The following is a 16,520-nucleotide window of genomic DNA, read 5'->3' on the forward strand; positions in this document are numbered from 1 at the left end:
TTAAAGTCGCCCAGCGAGTTGATAAAATTTGTTCTGTATCTTCTTTCAAATGCCGCAATTGCGTTCTCATTATAAATCATCGTTTATGAATTCTTATTTTTAAGGTTTAGCTATTCTATTTATCATGCCCCTAAATATGAAGCCGTGAAAAGGCCATACGGCATACCAATAGAGCCTTCCGGCAAGGCCCAGGGGTCTAAAGGTCGCGGTCTGCAGCAGGATATTATCTTCGATTTTAAATTCTAGCCATGCTTCTCCAGGAAGTTTCATTTCGGCATAAAGGAGTAATCTTTTCGTGGTTCTATCGGCGATCAGTACGCGCCAAAAATCAAGTGCATCACCTGCAGCCAGATCGCTTTTATTTTTTCGCCCTCTCCGTATACCCACTCCGCCGACCAATTGATCCATGAATCCACGGATTTTCCAGAGCCAGTTGCCATAATACCAGCCAGAATTTCCTCCAATGGACCAGATTTTGGTCAATGATGCTTCACTATTGTGGAGGGGAACCGAGCGAACATCCCTAAAGCAACCATAACTGGGCACTTCCAGTAGCCTGCTGAGGCCGCCCGATAAAATGTGACTGGTCTGTGCGTCTTTCCAGCTGGAAACCACATTGTCGCTTTCAATTTTTTGAAAAGCTAATTGGATGGATTGCCTGTAATTGATCAACGTAATACTGAGTTCTTCCGCCAGATTATTGGGTTTACAGATCACTTCTACTTTCATGCTATCGACTAGGTTTTTGGCCAGGTTATAAGACGTCGAGGTAACAAAATAGAGCCAGTAGGAGGAAAGCCGCGGCGTCATGAGCGGGATAACAAAGATCTGTCGCCTAAGTTTTCGTTCGGCAGCATATTGCAGCAGCATCTCTTTGTAGCTAAGGATGTCTGGCCCCCCGATATCATAGCTTTTGTTAAAGGTATGCGGGTTGGCGATAACACCGATCATAAATTCGATCACGTTGCGTATGGCGATGGGCTGACATTTCGTCTGCAGCCATTTTGGCGTAATCATAACCGGGAGTTTTTCCACAAGATCCCGAATAATCTCGAAAGATGCGCTTCCCGAGCCAACAATGATGCCGGCCCGCAAGGTGGTGATCGGAATCCGTCCGCTTGCCAGGATGTTTTCTACGTTTCTTCTCGAGTCGAGATGCTTCGATAAGTGATCTGAATTAATTATTCCACTCAGATAAATGATCTGTTGCGCGCTGGTTTTTTCCATAAAGTTGCGGAAGTTGGTCGCACATTGCGCTTCCATTTGCTGGAAATCACCTGACTGCGTCGCCATGGAATGGATCAGGAAATAAGCAATATCAATTTTAAGTGGAATTTCTTTCAGACTTTCGTTATCCAGGAAATCGACTTCAACAACTTGAACATGCCCCGGAATTGCCGAGGTATCAAAACGATTCTTATCTCTTACACAACAAATAATTTCATGCCCCTGTTCTAACAACACAGGCAAAAGACGTTTTCCAATATACCCCGTCACTCCGGTCAATAGAATTTTCATAGCCTGATTTGTTAAGTTCAGCTGTTATTAACTGTATATAAATATACCAAAATACCACCTAAATTGTTTTTATTTCGTGTGTTTTTTATTCTAATGTAGCAAGGCGCACGCTATTGATCTTTTCTTTTTTCAGTAAGCAAACATTAATTGCAACATCCTGTGTACTGCGTTTTTGGCGCTGCCCCGGCTTCGGCCAGTTTCAGTGAGGGATAATAAAGGCGCACAAGAGCGTGCGCCTTATAGTTTATGAATGCAGTTTTTAACAAGCTGCTTTGGTGGAAACACTTAACTTCTGATTTCCCTTCGCATAAAAATGTAATAGGACCAGGCAAAACAGATCATCATGGCTGCGCAGAGTCCACTGACCTGTGGCCAGACCATCAGAAAACTATCCCGAAAGGAAAGCGGTGCGGGGATGGCACCGACCATCTGTTCCATGGAAATGGGACCTAAGCTGCGTACCGAGGGCATCAATAGGGTAGTGGTGGCATCGGTATAGAGCTGGCTCGGTGATAAGCGGAGCAGATTTAAGATGAGCTCATTATAGCCGATGTACTCCTGCTCCGAAATATAATTGGGATTGGGCAAAAAGGGACGTATTGCCAGATTGACCAGGATAGGAAAGAATACCGTAAAAAACAAATAGATGCCGATCGCGGTAAGTGCTGAGGTGGCCGGCTGGCGAAAGCGTATCGACAACAGAATGGAAAGGCTCAGCCAGAAGGCAACATAGAGCACACTGATCAAGGTAAAACCGAAGATACGCAGCAACTCCTGGGGTTCTATCCGGACACCTGTACCCAGGAGACCGCCGCCGATCATCAGCATGACCAGCGCACAAATAATGTACCCACCACGGCCAGTGGCGCCAGAAATTTGGCGAAAAGCAGGTTGTCTCGGTAAATCGGCTGCGCCAGCAAACGGGTGAGTGTTCCGTTGTTGTATTCTGCATTGACGGCGTCAAAAACCGAGGGCTATGCCCAGTAGTGGCGCTAGAAAGTTTAAAAAACATGAAATGGCGGAATGGAATTATCCGTTGTGGTCAGTAGCTTGAGATAAAGAAATGACTGATCAGGATCGCGCATATTGCTGACAGCGTCCTTGAGCCCCATGGATGAAACGTAGAGGGATGCGCCGAAAGTCAGTACGATGAGCAGGATCAGTATAATAAAACGCCAGCTGCGGATATGTGCCGCAATTTCTTTGCGGACCAGCACCTGCATCGGAAAGGATGGCCGTTTATTGGTATCTTTTGAAGAAACCCTTGGATTTTTCATAGGCATTATCTGTAGTTATGCTGTTCTCAAAATATGTATTATAAATATCGTCGAGCTGGTAGTCGTTGCGGTTCACGGAAACGATATCAGCGCCATTGTTTACCAGCATGCGTACCGCTAGTGCTGTCATATCGCTGTCTGTCTTTAATTCGATCGTAAATCCGTTCACTTTAAGATCACGGAGTCCGGGCAGGGTCTTTAATGCTTCTTCAAACCGTTTGGAATCACCTTGGGCATGGTCAAGGGTAATGACGGTACTGATACCTTTCTGCTGCTGCAGGTTATGGGCAAGGCTTTCGAGCGATCCTTCAACCAGTAATTTTCCGCCAACAAAAATACCCACCCGATCGCATACACGCTGCACCTGGTGGAGGTGGTGTGAAGAAAGCAGTACCGTTAGGTTATGCTCCCTGCTGAGCTGCTTGATGAGCTCAAGGAATTCGTCAACACCCTTGGGATCAATGCCCAGTGTAGGCTCATCAAGGATGGCAATCTCGGGAGCCTTGATCAGCACTTCGGCCAAGCCTAGACGTTGTTTCATACCGCGGGAAAAAGCGCTCGTTTTTTTATGCATTTCCCGTTCGAGTCCCACGATATGTAACATGTCTTTTGCAGAAGCTTGTGCATAGGATTCCGAAAGACCATTTAATCTGGCAATAAAGCTTAGGTTTTCCAGCGCTGTCATATCCGGGTAGAAACCTACGTTGTCGGGCAGGTAGCCGACTTTTCGTTTCACGGCGATCGGATTGCGCGTGGCATTATGGCCACAGACATAGGCTGTGCCGGAAGTGGGTTCGGTCAGGCCCAGCATCATGAGGATGCTGGTTGTCTTGCCGGCACCATTGGGGCCGAGCAGGCCAAAGATCTCTCCGGGATAAATGTGCAGGTCCAACTGATCTACAGCGGTTACTTTGCCGTAGCTTTTTGTCAGGCCTGTCAATTGAATGATAGGATCCTTCATCATGATAATCTTTTTGTAGCGCCCTTATCGGCGGCCGTATTTGCGGATGAGAAAATACACCAAACCAATGGCCAATACAATGACAAGCATACCGATCCAGCCAGAAAGCAAAGAAGTTTTCACAATCATACGGAATGAAATGTCGGCGCTACTATTGGATGATTTGATCTCAAATTTGGAAGCATAGTCACCGGCAATAGTTTTGTCGGGAACTTTTAGGTTGACTTTGACGTCAATAGATTTCCCTGCTTCGAGCTGTTTGATGTTCGACGGATCGAAGCTTGCCTCCCATCGGCTGGGTAATTGGGACGTCAGTTCCAAGGTATTGAGTGGCAGGGTGCCCGTGTTTTTGACTTTAAGTAGAATTTCCTTGCTGCTGCCGGATACGACTTCGTCGCTCAGCCGCCCGCTGGGGGTGGTCAACTCCAGGGCATAGGAGCCTTTGACGACTGCTTCGAGCTCAAGCTTTAAGGTATCGGTCGGGGAGATCGCCCGTACCGGAATTTTATATTTATCGGGCTTGGCCGTGATCGGACAGCTGATTTCAATGCTGATTTCCTGTGTCTTATTGGGCTGCATCTGAAGGGAAGTCACTTGGGAGCCTTCTACGCGGTAGCTAATCTGCCATCCATCGGGTAGCTGGGCATTCAGGTTATAGTTAACCAATTGAGCAGATCCGTTGGTCAAGGTCGTCGTATAACGAAAAGGTTCGTTGCTGGGGGCCTCAATATTGACAAGCCTCGCTTCGAAACCGGATTTGAGGGGCTTCAAGGCCTGCCCCGATAGATAGAAACTGTTAGCCAGCACAATAAGTGCGATAAGAAATGGCCTGAAAGAAAAACGTCGGTCTGTGTTTGTAATTAGTAATTCTGTTAACATGATCCAATAACTAAAATTTATATTTAAATAGAATATTAGCTTTTAAAAAATGTCGGTTTGGGTATCAGCTACCTTTTTGAAAAACCGCACCCAAATTAAAAATCAATTTGATAAAAATCAAGATTGAAATAAAAAAAATAGTGTAAAAAAAATGTGTTTAAATGGTCTGTAAGCTGGTAGATCGTGTTGTATGCTAAAATGCACTCCCATCAGTCAAAGTTTACTGAGCGGAAGGTTTTCTTGATGATAATCTTGGTGTTCTCGGCCAACTCATCCAGTGTACAGTGGATGGATCGTAATTGTGTCCTCGAAGTCGCTGTGTCGTTCAGGAGAAGATTGATGCGAAGACGTCTGCTGTCTGAGGCTTCAGGCTCACCGCGCAGTTCATCAAACAATTCATGAATAATCTTTTCGCAGCTTTTTTGGTCAAAACTGGCGATAGTGATATAATGTCCGTGGCTGTACATCTGTAATTCAATATAGTAATTCGACGTTTTCATAATCTTCGTTTTAAAGATTGAAAAAAATAGGTTAGCCTCCGTGGGAGGCTAACCATTAAAATTTGCTATTTGGATCTTAGGATATTTCGATCATCCGCGGTTCTTTCTGTTTGGCTTCTTCTTTCTTCGGTATTGTCAATCTGAGCATGCCATTTTCATAGTGTGCCTGGATATTGTCCTGATCGACAACCTCCTTTTGAAGTTCGAAGCTGCGTTGGAAAGATTGGTAGCTGAACTCCCGGCGGGTGTAGTTGTCCTTATGCTCCTCGTTTTGTTCCTCCTTAGCCGAGGATATGGTTAAGAGGTTGCCGTCGAGGGTCACCTTGAAATCGCCTTTGGCCATGCCGGGTGCGGCGACCTCCACTTCGAAGCTGTCTGCGTTTTCCTTGATGTTGACCGCAGGAACGGTGGTACTTGTTGATGAGTAATTTTTGTTGTCCCAGTTTAAAAGCTCGCGGTTAAAATTATCAAACATGGGCGAAAAAAGTGAAAAATTGTTCCAGTTTCTTTTTGCAAGTTTCATAGTAACCTCCTTTTAATGAAGTATAACAATAATTAAAATCTATCAGCCGGCCGACTGTATTAAAAATCTCACAAAAAAAGTACCGAGCTTAAAAAACTGAAATTTTTGCAGCAAAACTGTCAAATTTTACCTGATAAATTGACAGAAAAGATATACGCTCTGTACAACATACCGAAAATTTGCTGGAAGCTGCCCACTTCGATGGCACATAATGGCCATAGGGGGGCAAGGGAAATGAAGCGACTAGCTAATAACTAGGTTATTTGACATGGCTCCAGCACTTTTAAATGCGATCTAAATGCTGTCCAGAAGCTCCGAAACTCGTTGTATTTTATTTTATATTCCTTGCAGGTCTGCTTCACAATCCTATTGAGCGCAGGATAATGCACATGGCTGATCTTGGAAAAAGGTGATGTTCAACCTGAAAATTGAGACCGCCAAGCAACCAGGTAAGTACCTTGCTACCCGTAGCAAAATTTTGCGGTGGACTGAATCTGATGAATCATCCATTCTTCTTCGACCTTTGACTGGTCAATGGTTTTGAATTCGGTTTCTTCCACCACATGGGCCAGCTGGAATACTGTGGCCAGACTCATACCACACACAGTACCAGCAATCAGCAAACCGATAAGTGTGGGCAGCCACCCGACGAAAATGATCGGAATAATGACAAATAAGCTGAAGTGAATTAGCTTACTGACCCAAAAAATAATACGCTCTTTGACCGGAAAATGAAATTGCTCCGTTTTATGTCCCATGCGCCCACAGAAATATTTCTCATAATCCTGATAAAAGATCCACGCTAAATAGGAGATCCATAGAGCAGCGGAAAATAAAAACGCTGATAGCGATGGTGTTTCCGAAGTTTCTGGTCGTGGTGTATACGCATAAACTTTACTTCGATATCGTGATCTTCGCCATCGATATTTGTATAGGTGTGGTGTGCAATATTATGTTTGAGCTTCCAAAAGTAGATATTGCCGCCCAGTAGATTGAGCGAGTAGGAGAGCACAGTATTCAGGTTTTTATTGTCTGAAAAAGAATTGTGCCAGCATCGTGCATAATGTTAAAACCAATCGCAGCGAGGTTAGCGCCGAAAATGATACATAATGCTATTGCAACACTCCAATGCAAAGGTGCGAATACCAGAAGGAGATACAATACCGCAAAGCTGATCAGGAGGATAGCGGCTTTCAGATAGATTTTACGATTCCCGGTTCTTGGCTGAAGTGAATTTTGAAAATAGTTATTGATTTTTTGTTTTAACGTTTTAGAGAACAATGTATTTACATTGCTGAATTTTACAGACTGGGACATTTGGATTTTTACTCGAGAGATATGCTTAATTTTTATAACGTTCGATCTTGAGCGATAGAACAATGTAAATATACGCTATAAAATTTGAAAGATCCCGGTAGTAAAGTTAAAGATTGTTAAAGGTCATTCTGCCATCCTTGATTTCCCATGGTCCGGAAGATACACCTTTTGAATTTTTGAAGCCTCCGGTATTTATCCCGCGCCAACGTATCCTGCGCGCTAATTAACTATTCCACATCGGTTTGCCGGAGCGCAGGTTTCTTTAAATGTAACACACAACTCGCACTAAAATTTATTTTACACTGTTCTGTCAGTTAAACGATTGCCTGAACGCTAAAGGTGAAACATTGGTTTTTTTCTTAAACAGTTTGTTGAACGATTGCGGATGTTCAAAACCGAGTTTGTAGGCAATTTCGGCCACGGAAAGGCTTGTCGCCGTGAGTTGTTCCTTGGCTTCTTCAATTAACTTATCGTGAATGTGCTGCTGTGTGTTTTTACCGGTAACTGAACGTAGTAAATCGCTTAAATAACGTGCTGATACATGGAGGCTTTCGGCTAAATACTCTACGGTTGGAAGCCCCTGTTTTAGGGTTTCTTCGCTGTCGAAATAATCGTCCAGCAATTTTTCCAATTGGGTCAGCAGCGCATGGTTAACCGCTTTCCTAGTAATGAATTGACGCTCATAGAAGCGGTTGCTGTATTGCAAGATCATATCAATTTGCGACAAAATAATATCTTGGGTATGCTTGTCGATATGCTGATATTCTTGTTCGATTTTAAGAAAAATTTCTATAATGTCTTTTTCTTCCCGTTCGGAGAGATGTAATGCTTCGTTAAGCGCATACGAAAAGAAATTGTAGTTTTTTATTTTAGTCGCTAGGGGATGGATATACAAAAAATCAGGGTGGAATAGCAGCATGTAACCTTTTCCGCATTCGACATTCATCTTTCTGATTTCGGCAATCGTTAACGATTGAATCTGCTTGGGCGCAATAAAATTCATTGTTCCTTTGTCGAAATCGTAATACTGTTGGCCGTACTTTATTTTTGCAGTAACATCTTTTTTGAGCGAAATACTGTAAAAATTCACGTAGAACTGCTCCCAGATGTCGCTTTCATCGGGTTTAATTCCAGCTACATCAATTACACTGACGAGCGGATGTAATGGGGCCGGCAAGGACAATTGCCGATGAAATTCGGATATGGAATTGATACTATGCATCCTGTTTTTGTTATACAAATTTACAAAAAACAACTGCCTCGCAAGGCAGTTGCTGATTTAAAAAATTAGGCATCAAATTGTTTTGCAATTTCTTGCCTGAACGCTTCTTTTCCGATTTGTAATCGTCTTTCATAGAGTGCATGTGCATCTTCGCCTGCCAGATAACGTACCTGATCTTTATTGTCCGTGGCGGCTTCATACACCACTTGGGCAATTTGCTCGGCTGTGGATGCATTTTGCATCATCAGACCCATTTGTTCGAACAGTTTGTCTTCAATGTCCTGATAGTCCGAAGCTCGGTTTAGATCCAAAGAACGACCTGCAAAATCTGTCGCTATTCCTCCCGGAGCAACTGTTTTGATGGCTATTCCAAATTTTTTCAGTTCAAAGGACATGCTTTCGCTCCAGCCCTCCAAGGCGAATTTTGTGGCATGATACATCGAATGTATCGGGAACCCCATAAATCCACCAATTGATGTGGTTGAAATAAATAAACCACTTTTCTGTGCTCTAAAATGGGGGATAAAGGCTTGTGTAACCCGCAATACACCCAACAGATTCGTGTTGATTTGGCGAAGTATCTTTTCGTCGCTCAACGTTTCAAAGGCACCCATTAAACCATAACCTGCATTATTGAAAACGACATCAATGTTACTTATAGCGATCGCTTTTGCTACAGTTTCTTTGATCTGGGCCGGATCGGTAACATCCAATTTTAATAGCCTGATGTTTTCGATCCCGGTAAGTTCGGTTTCATTTTCAGGATTTCGCATGGTTGCGATCACATTCCAACCCGCCTGTTGAAATAATTTGGCAGTTGCTTTTCCCAAACCGGAAGAAGCTCCTGTAATGAAAATTGTCTTTTGCATGCTGTTATTGTTTGATTCCATACCACAAATGTCTAAAGAAGGCATCGGGTAACTGTTGCCAAATTGAGCTTGATTGTAGCCAAAATGACGAAATCAAAATGTGTGAAAAAAATCATCGCCAATGGAGCAGGAAATTCATCGACTTTGGCACGATTATTTGTTGATATTCGTTATAAAAACGATGCAATGTTAAGCTGATTTTTGCTCAATTTTATACTTTTTGGCGTATTCGTATTGGCGTAATTGCTGTATTTTAAAAATTTTAGAAGATCTATATTTATGCAAGGCACAATTGACGGGATAAGCGGGGAACCACATCGTTCACAGGTGTTCCGTTTAACTTACAAAGGACAGGATTATCAACTGGTGTTGTTGAAAAAGTCTTTATCAAAGCTCGATACGGAATTGCCAATTTCGCTTGATGGAATTGATCAAAAAATCGTAAAAAAAGGCGACCACTGGTTTTTTGAAAATAGACACTCCGATCAGCATTTTGCGACAGAAATCTGGCGCAATTTATCGCTTCGATATCGCCTTTAAGGTAAAAATTCTACTGTATGGTGGCCCGCAGCTCAATATACAGCAGATTTTAAGGATGTTATATTAGCTTGAGGCCATCTTCCGTCTAAACTCCAGCGGTGAGAGCTCCGTTTTCTTTTTGAATAAACGATTGAGTGACTGTGGCTGTTCAAAACCCAGCTGATAGGCAATTTCGGCAACGGAAAGTTCCGACCTGGACAGCAGATCTTTCGCTTTTTCAATAAGTTTATGTTGGATATGGTTCTGCGCACTTTCACCGGTCTGCAACCGTAATAAATCGCTTAAATAGTTTTTCGACATATTCAGCCGCTCAGCAAAGTAACCCACTTGGGGTAAACCCTTGTGTTCGGTTTCGGCTTCAAAATACTGATCCAGCAATTGTTCAAACCGGCTCACCAAGGGTACATCGTGTACCTTACGCGTAATAAACTGCCGGTTATAAAACCGCTGCGAATACACCAGCAGCAGTTCGATGAAACTGACAATGGCATCCTGGCTATAGCTGTCGATCGGACTGTCATATTCGCTTAAGATCCCTTTTCCGATGTTTCGGATCTGCTCTTTTTCCCGGTCGGACAGAAAAAGTGCTTCGTTGACTTCGTAATCGAAAAAACTGTAGCTGCCGATTTTGTGTGCCAGGTCATAGGTGCGGATAAAATCGGGATGGAAAACAAGGGAATAACCTACTTCGGCATGGGCAGTATCGGGATCAACACTGATCGTCTGCCCGGGTTTAAAGAAGGTCATCAGGCCTTCCCGGAAGTCGTACTGATGTGGGCCATAACCCAATACGCATTGTGCATCTTCTTTGATGGAAATGCAGTACAGGTTGAGCTGAAAGGTGGTCTCGACCGTTGGATGTATATGCTTGTTTTTGGAGAAATCGGTGATGCTAAAAAGCGGATGCTGCGGTTTGGGCAACTGCAGCGCTTCATGATAGTCAGCGATACTATTGATCCTGATCAGTACGGGTTCTTTCTTTGACATGCTCTTTTTGCCTGTTAAATAATAGACTAATTTAAGTAAAATGCCATGCGCTTTCTGCTCGCATGGCATTTATATTTTTTAAGATTGCAGCGGAATACTTACATCGCGGGATCCGGTATCCAGTCCGATCGGCAGAATAGCCTCAATGCGTTGCAGCTCTTCGGCGGTCAATAGGATGTCTGTAGCGGCGATATTCTGCTCCACATAGCGCACTCTTTTTGTCCCCGGTATCGGCACGATTCCTTTTTGGATCAGCCAGGCAAGGGCCAGCTGGGACGAGGTAACGTCTTTTTCTTTTCCAATCTGTTCGAGTTCACGCACCAGATCGAGGTTTTTATAAAACTGTTCGCCCTGAAACCTCGGGATAAGTCTGCGGAAATCATCTTCGGGAATATCGTCCGGCGACTTGATCTCACCCGTGATAAATCCACGGCCCAAAGGGGAGTAGGCGACCAGGCCTATACCCAGCTCCTGTGTCAGATCGTATACGCCATTGGTCTCTACTTCGCGTCCGAACAGGGAGATTTCATTCTGCACAGCCGTGATCGGGAAGGTCGCATGTGCCTTGCGGATCTGCTCGGCACTAACTTCCGAAATGCCCAGGTACCTGACCTTGCCCGCTGTGACCAGCTCGCCCATGGCACCTACGGTTTCCTCAATGGGTACATTCGGGTCGGGGCGGTGCATATAATAGAGGTCAATCACATCGGTATCGAGGTTTTTCAGCGAGCGCTCGATAGACTTTCGGATATAATCTGGCCGACCATTGATACGCCAGGTCACCTGGCCCTTATCATCAATCTCAAAGCCGAACTTGCTGGCGAGGATGTAATCGTTCCGCTTGCCGCTTATGGCCCTAGAGATCAACCTTTCGTTTTCAAAGGGTCCATACAGATCGGCCGTATCCAAAAAGTTACCTCCCAGTTCCAATGACCGGTGGATGGTGGCTATGGATTCTTTTTCGTCGGCCTTGCCGTAGATATCGCCAGTGGACGCAAAACTGCTCATCCCCATACAGCCTAAGCCGATCATTGGAATTTCAAGTCCCTGCGTGCCTAATTTTCTTGTTTTCATCTGCTTCTTATTTTTGTTACCCAAAATTACGAAGCAGCGCCTGCAGCATGTTTACCCCAATTACGGAAACTTGTAACTGAATTACGGATCTAATCGCTAATTAAGCTACCCTGAATTTTTCTTTATAGGCATCTTCTGAAGCTTTTTTAAACGATTTGAATCTGATTAGCCAACTGTTGCGAATATGAATTAATATCCAGCGGATTGTAAATGCGATTAGCCAAATTTCGAACAACAGGAGAAAACAACTGACAAAAAGTGTAATTTACATTAATATCAGGTCTCAAGATCAGATTTTAATCGTTTTGAAATCGCTAAATTAAAACAATTATGATGAGAAAATATGTTGGTATAATACTCTTTTTTATTGCTGCAGCGGGTAGCCTACATGCGCAAACGCTGACGACTAAATTGGTACCGATGCGTTTAGCTGCAAGTTTTGACCGCGTAAAAGAGGGCATCCCCGATATGTCCGGCCAGTTTGTCGACAGCAAGATGAAAATCACAGCCCTGAGAAGTACAGATTCGACTGCCCGATTTGAAATCGAGGAGCAGGGGATAAGCATTGAAACGGTTGTGGATAACGAAAAAGAGTATCATAAATTGGTCACTGCTGCGGCAAAAGATGTTTCCAAACCAAGTATTCATATGCTGTATACGTATTCGTTAAAGAATAAAAAATTGAAAGTACCGCCGCCGAGAAAAGTCTTTTTCTCTCCGGAGTATGGGGTAATCTGGGACTTTGACGTTAAAAAAAATAGCCGAAAAGGAAACCGAAGTTGTACTTAACTACAAATCACTATCGCCTGCATTCGCCGAGAAAATCGGAAAGTGAGTTTGAAGCGACACCTATTATAGCCACAAAATCGTAAAAATCGACGTCAATGATAAGAGAATGAATCACCTGATCAAGGAGATTTTTGATCAATCAGATGCATGTCGATAGGGATTATCCAGCGCCAACGTATCCCGCGCGCAATTAATTATTCCACATTAATAAATAAAGTACAGTCGCCCAACCGTTGAATCTGAATCTGAATCTACCCTTATTTTGGTTAGAAATATCCTCAATTCAGCTACAATTGACCGCCCATAGTTGCGGAACTTTGTCCTGTTACATTTAAATAAGTTTAACATGCAGACAAATGAAATAAAAGTAGCCCTAGTTACAGGTGCCAAATACAGGTGTTGGTTTTCAGATTGCCAAAGCTCTTGCTGAAAATGGATATCATGTGTTTGTTGGATCACGAGATTTAGAAAAAGGAAAGGATGCCGCCAATCAGATAGAAGGTGAAGCGCATGCCATTCAGCTGGATATTACCGACAATAATTCAATCAGGAATGCTGTTAGTAAAATAGAAAATGAGTTTGGGTACCTTACTCTGCTGGTCAATAATGCGGCAATTTCAAACGCAGGGATCCCCGGCCGTACAATGTGGGAAATTCTTAGTGCCCAGAAGGCAAGCGTCACATCCATAGCTGAAATGCGCCAGGTTTGGGAAACCAATGTATTTGGCACGCTTGCCATAACACAGGCCTTATTGCCCTTCCTCCGGAATGCAAAACAATCTAGGATCGTAACCGTTTCAAGTTCTCTAGGCTCACTGACCCTGAATGCAGATCCGGACAATGCATTCCGTAGTGGATTTGATGCCGTATATGGCGCTTCGAAAACCGCTTTAAATGGTGTTTTCCTTTCTCTTGCAAATGAATTGGAAAATACAAATGTTAAGGTGCATCTGGTAAGTCCGGGTTTTACAGCGACAGCCCTGAATAACTTTGAAGGTACAGATACGGTGGAGGAAGGCTCACTTGAGCCGATACGCGTGGCACTGGCGGAAGATATACCCAATGGAAGCTTTACGGGACCGGCTACCTATCGCACAGAACAAGGGGGTCAAGTGCCGTGGTAGAATTACACAAAGGAAGACCTGTAGCTATAAGCTACAGGTTTTTTTATAAATTTATTGTATGAAAAAGAAAGAGGATAAGTTAAAACGCTTTATATCCATATCAGAGAGTCACGAAGCTTTTGGCCTACCAAAACCGCAGCATCCCCTGATTAGCTTGGTCCATTTCAATCAGGATAATCCATTCAATACCGCTATGGCTCCAATATACGATGTCCTGAGTTTCTACAAGATCACTTTTATAACAAAAAACAGCGGAAAACTCAAGTACGGCAGGGGGTACTATGATTTTAATGAAGGAAGTATGCTTTTCTTTGCGCCCAATCAATTGGTGGGCAGCACAGAATATAATAGGGATACCTATGCTTATCTGCTGCTGATTCATCCTGACTTTTTCCTGGGTTCCCCTTTAGCCCATAAAATTAGGAAGTACGGCTATTTCTCCTATTCTGTGAATGAAGCGTTACATTTATCTGATCAGGAAAGAGAAACGATGATAGCGATCTTGAATTTCATGAAAAATGAACTTGACAACCGGATAGACGAATTTAGCCAAGAAGTCATTATTTCGCAGGTGGAGTTAATGCTGAGCTACGTCAATCGGTTTTACAAGCGGCAGTTCATTACGCGAAGAAATATAAACAATGATATTCTACTGAAGGCAGAAGCGCTGTTGGATGATTATCTGGATCATGATCATTCGGTAATTCTGGGAGTGCCAACGGTCCATTTTCTTTCGGAGCGGTTGAATGTGTCTGCGGGTTATCTAAGCGATATGCTACGCTCGCTCATTGGCCAGAGCACGCAGCAGTATATCCACCATAAACTTATTGAGCGGGCAAAAGAGAAATTATCAACGACACAACTTACCGTAAATGAAATTGCTTACGAACTGGGTTTTGAGCATGCACAAAGTTTCAGCAAACTGTTTAAAAAGAAAACCGCTCAGACGCCACTGGAATTTAGAGGGATGTTTAAATCAAAGTAAAAATATATGTTCGGAGTATAACCGAGCAGATCAAGTTCTGTCTGATTGGCCCAGATTATAACCCCTTCGCTGTTGACCCAATGCAGGGATAGGGAGGTTTTATTGTTGTAACCCTTCAAAGGTATTGATGTCCGCCATAGATCTTTCAGATAGAAAATTTTATTCATGAGCCTAAAATAGGTGTTACAGTCCAGTTTTGAATGGGCAAAATTACGTACTCTGCAAGGGTAATAATAACGTTAAACTGCGGTATGAATACAGGTTTCAGCTAATATATATGACAATATTATGTTTTGCGCAATATAAAATTATTTTACCTTTGTTTTGTATCAAAGCATCTTAATCTTGTTCTACAAGATATAAAACACACTAGACACTTTTACTTTATTAAAACAAACAGTTTATGCGCTAGGTGTGTTTTAAAATGCATAAAATCACGAACAAATGACTACAGAAATTAAAAACAGAATAAAAGAAGTATTCGAAAAACAGAAAGACTTTTTCGGCACGCAAGCAACGAAGGAAATCACATTCCGTAAAAGACAGTTGCAAAATTTCCGTAAAGTTTTTGCGAGTTACACGGATGCGGTCTGTGAAGCAGTGAATATCGATCTTGGAAAAAGCAGGGCAGAAGCAGAATACGTCGAAGTTCAGATTGTTCTCGATGAACTCGACGATATGATCGAAAATATGGAAGAATGGGCAAAACCAACCTATGTCAAATCAAAACCGCATGCTTCGGGAGCGGAAGTCATCAGTAAGTACATTTATGAGCCCTACGGTGTAAACTATATTATAGGTCCCTTCAATTACCCGGTGCAGTTGACTTTCAGTCCGCTGATCGGTGCCCTGATGGCCGGAAATACGGCTATCATCAAACCTTCTGAAAACACGCCCCATGTTGCCCAGGTGATTGAAGATATTGTTAGCGAAGCTTTTGATGAACAATATGTTGCCGTTTTTCAGGGCGCTATTGAAGAAAACACCTATTTATTGAGCCTTGCTTTTGATTACATCTTTTTTACGGGAAGCCCTAATGTTGGCAAAATTGTCATGAAGGCAGCTGCCGAACAACTGATTCCGCTTACTTTGGAACTGGGCGGAAAATCCCCAACGATCGTACACCATGATGCGGATATCGAAAAAGCCGTTCAGCGCATTTCTGCCGGCAAATGGATCAATTGCGGACAGACCTGTGTTGCTCCGGATTATGTGTATGTGCATGAATCTGTGAAGGGCGCCTTTATCGATCAGTTGAAATCTTATCTTAAAGCTACGTACAACGATGAATCTTTAGGGAAAATCGGTAAGATTGTAAGTCAGCATCAGATCGGGAATTTAGCGGGATACCTGGATGCCGCTCCCGAAAAAGTTATTTATGGGGGAAAATATGATCTGGAAACACGCCATTTTGAAGCAACCTTGATGGACGATGTCAACTGGAATGACGCGGTGATGCAGCAGGAAATTTTTGGTCCGATCCTTCCTATTTTAACTTACAGCAATATCGATGAAGTGCTGAAAGAGATCAATAGCAGACCCAAGCCATTGGCGCTTTATGTGTTTTCTGAAAGTCAGCAATTTGCCGATGACGTGATCGCAAGAACCACCAGCGGCGATGCGGAGATCAATAGTACATTGATCCACGTCGGATCGCATTATCTTCCTTTCGGTGGCGTAGGTGCTTCGGGAATGGGAAAATATCACGGCAGATTTAGTCTGGAAAACTTTAGTCACCAGCGTTCGATCCTGCAGGTAAAATAGCGATAACTCACGCATACAATTCATCAAATAATCAGGACCACCCGTTAAGGTGGTCCTTTTTTTTGGTATTTCCGGATCTTATATTTCCGTTTCAACCTCAGATCGGGTTAGTTAACTGTTGAATCCTCAGATCGGGTTAGTTAACTGTTTAATTAAAATCACTTCGACCTAGCTACTCTTTCTAGCTATCG

20 protein-coding genes are annotated in these 16,520 nt (G+C 43.2%); 5 read left to right on the plus strand and 15 right to left on the minus strand.

Translation table 11 applies throughout. From position 1 onward, the window contains the following. Positions 1 to 99 precede the first annotated feature (99 nt). The 13 genes from DTA23_RS24925 to DTA23_RS24965 form a co-directional block, all read right to left on the minus strand. A complete protein-coding gene (locus DTA23_RS24925; RefSeq protein ID WP_112376331.1) occupies positions 100 to 1,518 on the minus strand; it encodes an SDR family oxidoreductase in 1,419 nt (472 codons plus the stop codon). Positions 1,519 to 1,803: 285 nt separating this feature from the next. Beyond that, on the minus strand, positions 1,804 to 2,289 hold the full coding sequence (locus DTA23_RS29895) for an ABC transporter permease subunit (protein WP_370445147.1): 486 nt from the start codon (positions 2,287 to 2,289) through the stop codon (positions 1,804 to 1,806). 50 nt (positions 2,290 to 2,339) lie between these two features. Continuing rightward, the gene (locus tag DTA23_RS30745) at positions 2,340 to 2,438 is read right to left on the minus strand and encodes a hypothetical protein (protein WP_370445148.1); all 99 of its coding nucleotides are present in this window, start codon (positions 2,436 to 2,438) and stop codon (positions 2,340 to 2,342) included. Between the two features lie 81 nt (positions 2,439 to 2,519). After that, complete coding sequence (locus DTA23_RS29900; RefSeq protein WP_256604661.1) at positions 2,520 to 2,795, minus strand: hypothetical protein; 276 nt, start codon at positions 2,793 to 2,795, stop codon at positions 2,520 to 2,522. Beyond that, the gene (locus DTA23_RS24935) at positions 2,758 to 3,759 is read right to left on the minus strand and encodes an ABC transporter ATP-binding protein (protein ID WP_236560214.1); all 1,002 of its coding nucleotides are present in this window, start codon (positions 3,757 to 3,759) and stop codon (positions 2,758 to 2,760) included. The genes DTA23_RS29900 and DTA23_RS24935 overlap by 38 nt, the downstream gene beginning before the upstream one ends. Positions 3,760 to 3,780: 21 nt before the next feature. Next, positions 3,781 to 4,635, minus strand: coding sequence for a COG1470 family protein (locus DTA23_RS24940; protein ID WP_112376333.1), 855 nt, complete (start codon positions 4,633 to 4,635; stop codon positions 3,781 to 3,783). 209 nt (positions 4,636 to 4,844) lie between these two features. Further along, positions 4,845 to 5,135: a hypothetical protein gene (locus DTA23_RS24945; protein ID WP_112376334.1), complete on the minus strand. Its 291-nt coding sequence runs from the start codon at positions 5,133 to 5,135 to the stop codon at positions 4,845 to 4,847. Positions 5,136 to 5,211: 76 nt separating this feature from the next. Continuing rightward, positions 5,212 to 5,658, minus strand: coding sequence for an Hsp20/alpha crystallin family protein (locus tag DTA23_RS24950; protein WP_075992936.1), 447 nt, complete (start codon positions 5,656 to 5,658; stop codon positions 5,212 to 5,214). 358 nt (positions 5,659 to 6,016) lie between these two features. After that, entirely contained in the window at positions 6,017 to 6,157 is a 141-nt protein-coding gene (locus tag DTA23_RS30750) for a fatty acid desaturase (RefSeq protein ID WP_370445171.1), read from the minus strand. Next, positions 6,120 to 6,416 carry a fatty acid desaturase family protein gene (locus DTA23_RS29905; protein WP_256604662.1) on the minus strand — a complete coding sequence of 99 codons (297 nt, stop codon included), beginning with the start codon at positions 6,414 to 6,416 and terminating at the stop codon, positions 6,120 to 6,122. The genes DTA23_RS30750 and DTA23_RS29905 overlap by 38 nt, the downstream gene beginning before the upstream one ends. 44 nt (positions 6,417 to 6,460) lie before the next feature. Then, a complete protein-coding gene (locus DTA23_RS29910) occupies positions 6,461 to 6,670 on the minus strand; it encodes a fatty acid desaturase family protein (RefSeq protein WP_256604663.1) in 210 nt (69 codons plus the stop codon). A gap of 615 nt (positions 6,671 to 7,285) precedes the next feature. After that, positions 7,286 to 8,197, minus strand: coding sequence for a helix-turn-helix domain-containing protein (locus DTA23_RS24960; protein WP_112376335.1), 912 nt, complete (start codon positions 8,195 to 8,197; stop codon positions 7,286 to 7,288). Positions 8,198 to 8,262: 65 nt separating this feature from the next. Then, a complete protein-coding gene (locus tag DTA23_RS24965) occupies positions 8,263 to 9,066 on the minus strand; it encodes an SDR family oxidoreductase (protein ID WP_112376601.1) in 804 nt (267 codons plus the stop codon). A 279-nt stretch (positions 9,067 to 9,345) separates the two neighbouring features. Between DTA23_RS24965 and DTA23_RS24970 the strand changes: the two genes are divergently transcribed. Then, positions 9,346 to 9,606 (plus strand): hypothetical protein, encoded by a 261-nt coding sequence (locus tag DTA23_RS24970; RefSeq protein WP_112376336.1) that lies wholly within the window; start codon positions 9,346 to 9,348, stop codon positions 9,604 to 9,606. A 63-nt stretch (positions 9,607 to 9,669) separates the two neighbouring features. On the opposite strand, the gene DTA23_RS24975 is transcribed toward DTA23_RS24970, so the two are convergent. Next, positions 9,670 to 10,593, minus strand: coding sequence for a helix-turn-helix domain-containing protein (locus DTA23_RS24975; protein WP_112376602.1), 924 nt, complete (start codon positions 10,591 to 10,593; stop codon positions 9,670 to 9,672). Between the two features lie 78 nt (positions 10,594 to 10,671). Beyond that, positions 10,672 to 11,667: an aldo/keto reductase gene (locus DTA23_RS24980; RefSeq protein WP_112376337.1), complete on the minus strand. Its 996-nt coding sequence runs from the start codon at positions 11,665 to 11,667 to the stop codon at positions 10,672 to 10,674. Between the two features lie 330 nt (positions 11,668 to 11,997). On the opposite strand from DTA23_RS24980, the gene DTA23_RS24985 reads away from it, so the two are divergent. The 4 genes from DTA23_RS24985 (at position 11,998) to mdlD (ending at position 16,329) form a co-directional block, all read left to right on the plus strand. Next, positions 11,998 to 12,456, plus strand: coding sequence for a hypothetical protein (locus DTA23_RS24985; protein ID WP_112376338.1), 459 nt, complete (start codon positions 11,998 to 12,000; stop codon positions 12,454 to 12,456). A gap of 383 nt (positions 12,457 to 12,839) precedes the next feature. Further along, entirely contained in the window at positions 12,840 to 13,580 is a 741-nt protein-coding gene (locus tag DTA23_RS24990) for an SDR family NAD(P)-dependent oxidoreductase (RefSeq protein WP_256604664.1), read from the plus strand. Positions 13,581 to 13,638: 58 nt separating this feature from the next. Continuing rightward, the gene (locus DTA23_RS24995; protein ID WP_112376339.1) at positions 13,639 to 14,565 is read left to right on the plus strand and encodes a helix-turn-helix domain-containing protein; all 927 of its coding nucleotides are present in this window, start codon (positions 13,639 to 13,641) and stop codon (positions 14,563 to 14,565) included. Between the two features lie 444 nt (positions 14,566 to 15,009). After that, positions 15,010 to 16,329 (plus strand): NAD(P)-dependent benzaldehyde dehydrogenase MdlD, encoded by a 1,320-nt coding sequence (gene mdlD / locus DTA23_RS25000; protein ID WP_112376340.1) that lies wholly within the window; start codon positions 15,010 to 15,012, stop codon positions 16,327 to 16,329. Positions 16,330 to 16,520: the final 191 nt, after the last annotated feature.

The organism is Sphingobacterium multivorum (assembly GCF_900457465.1).
Taxonomy (GTDB): domain Bacteria; phylum Bacteroidota; class Bacteroidia; order Sphingobacteriales; family Sphingobacteriaceae; genus Sphingobacterium; species Sphingobacterium multivorum.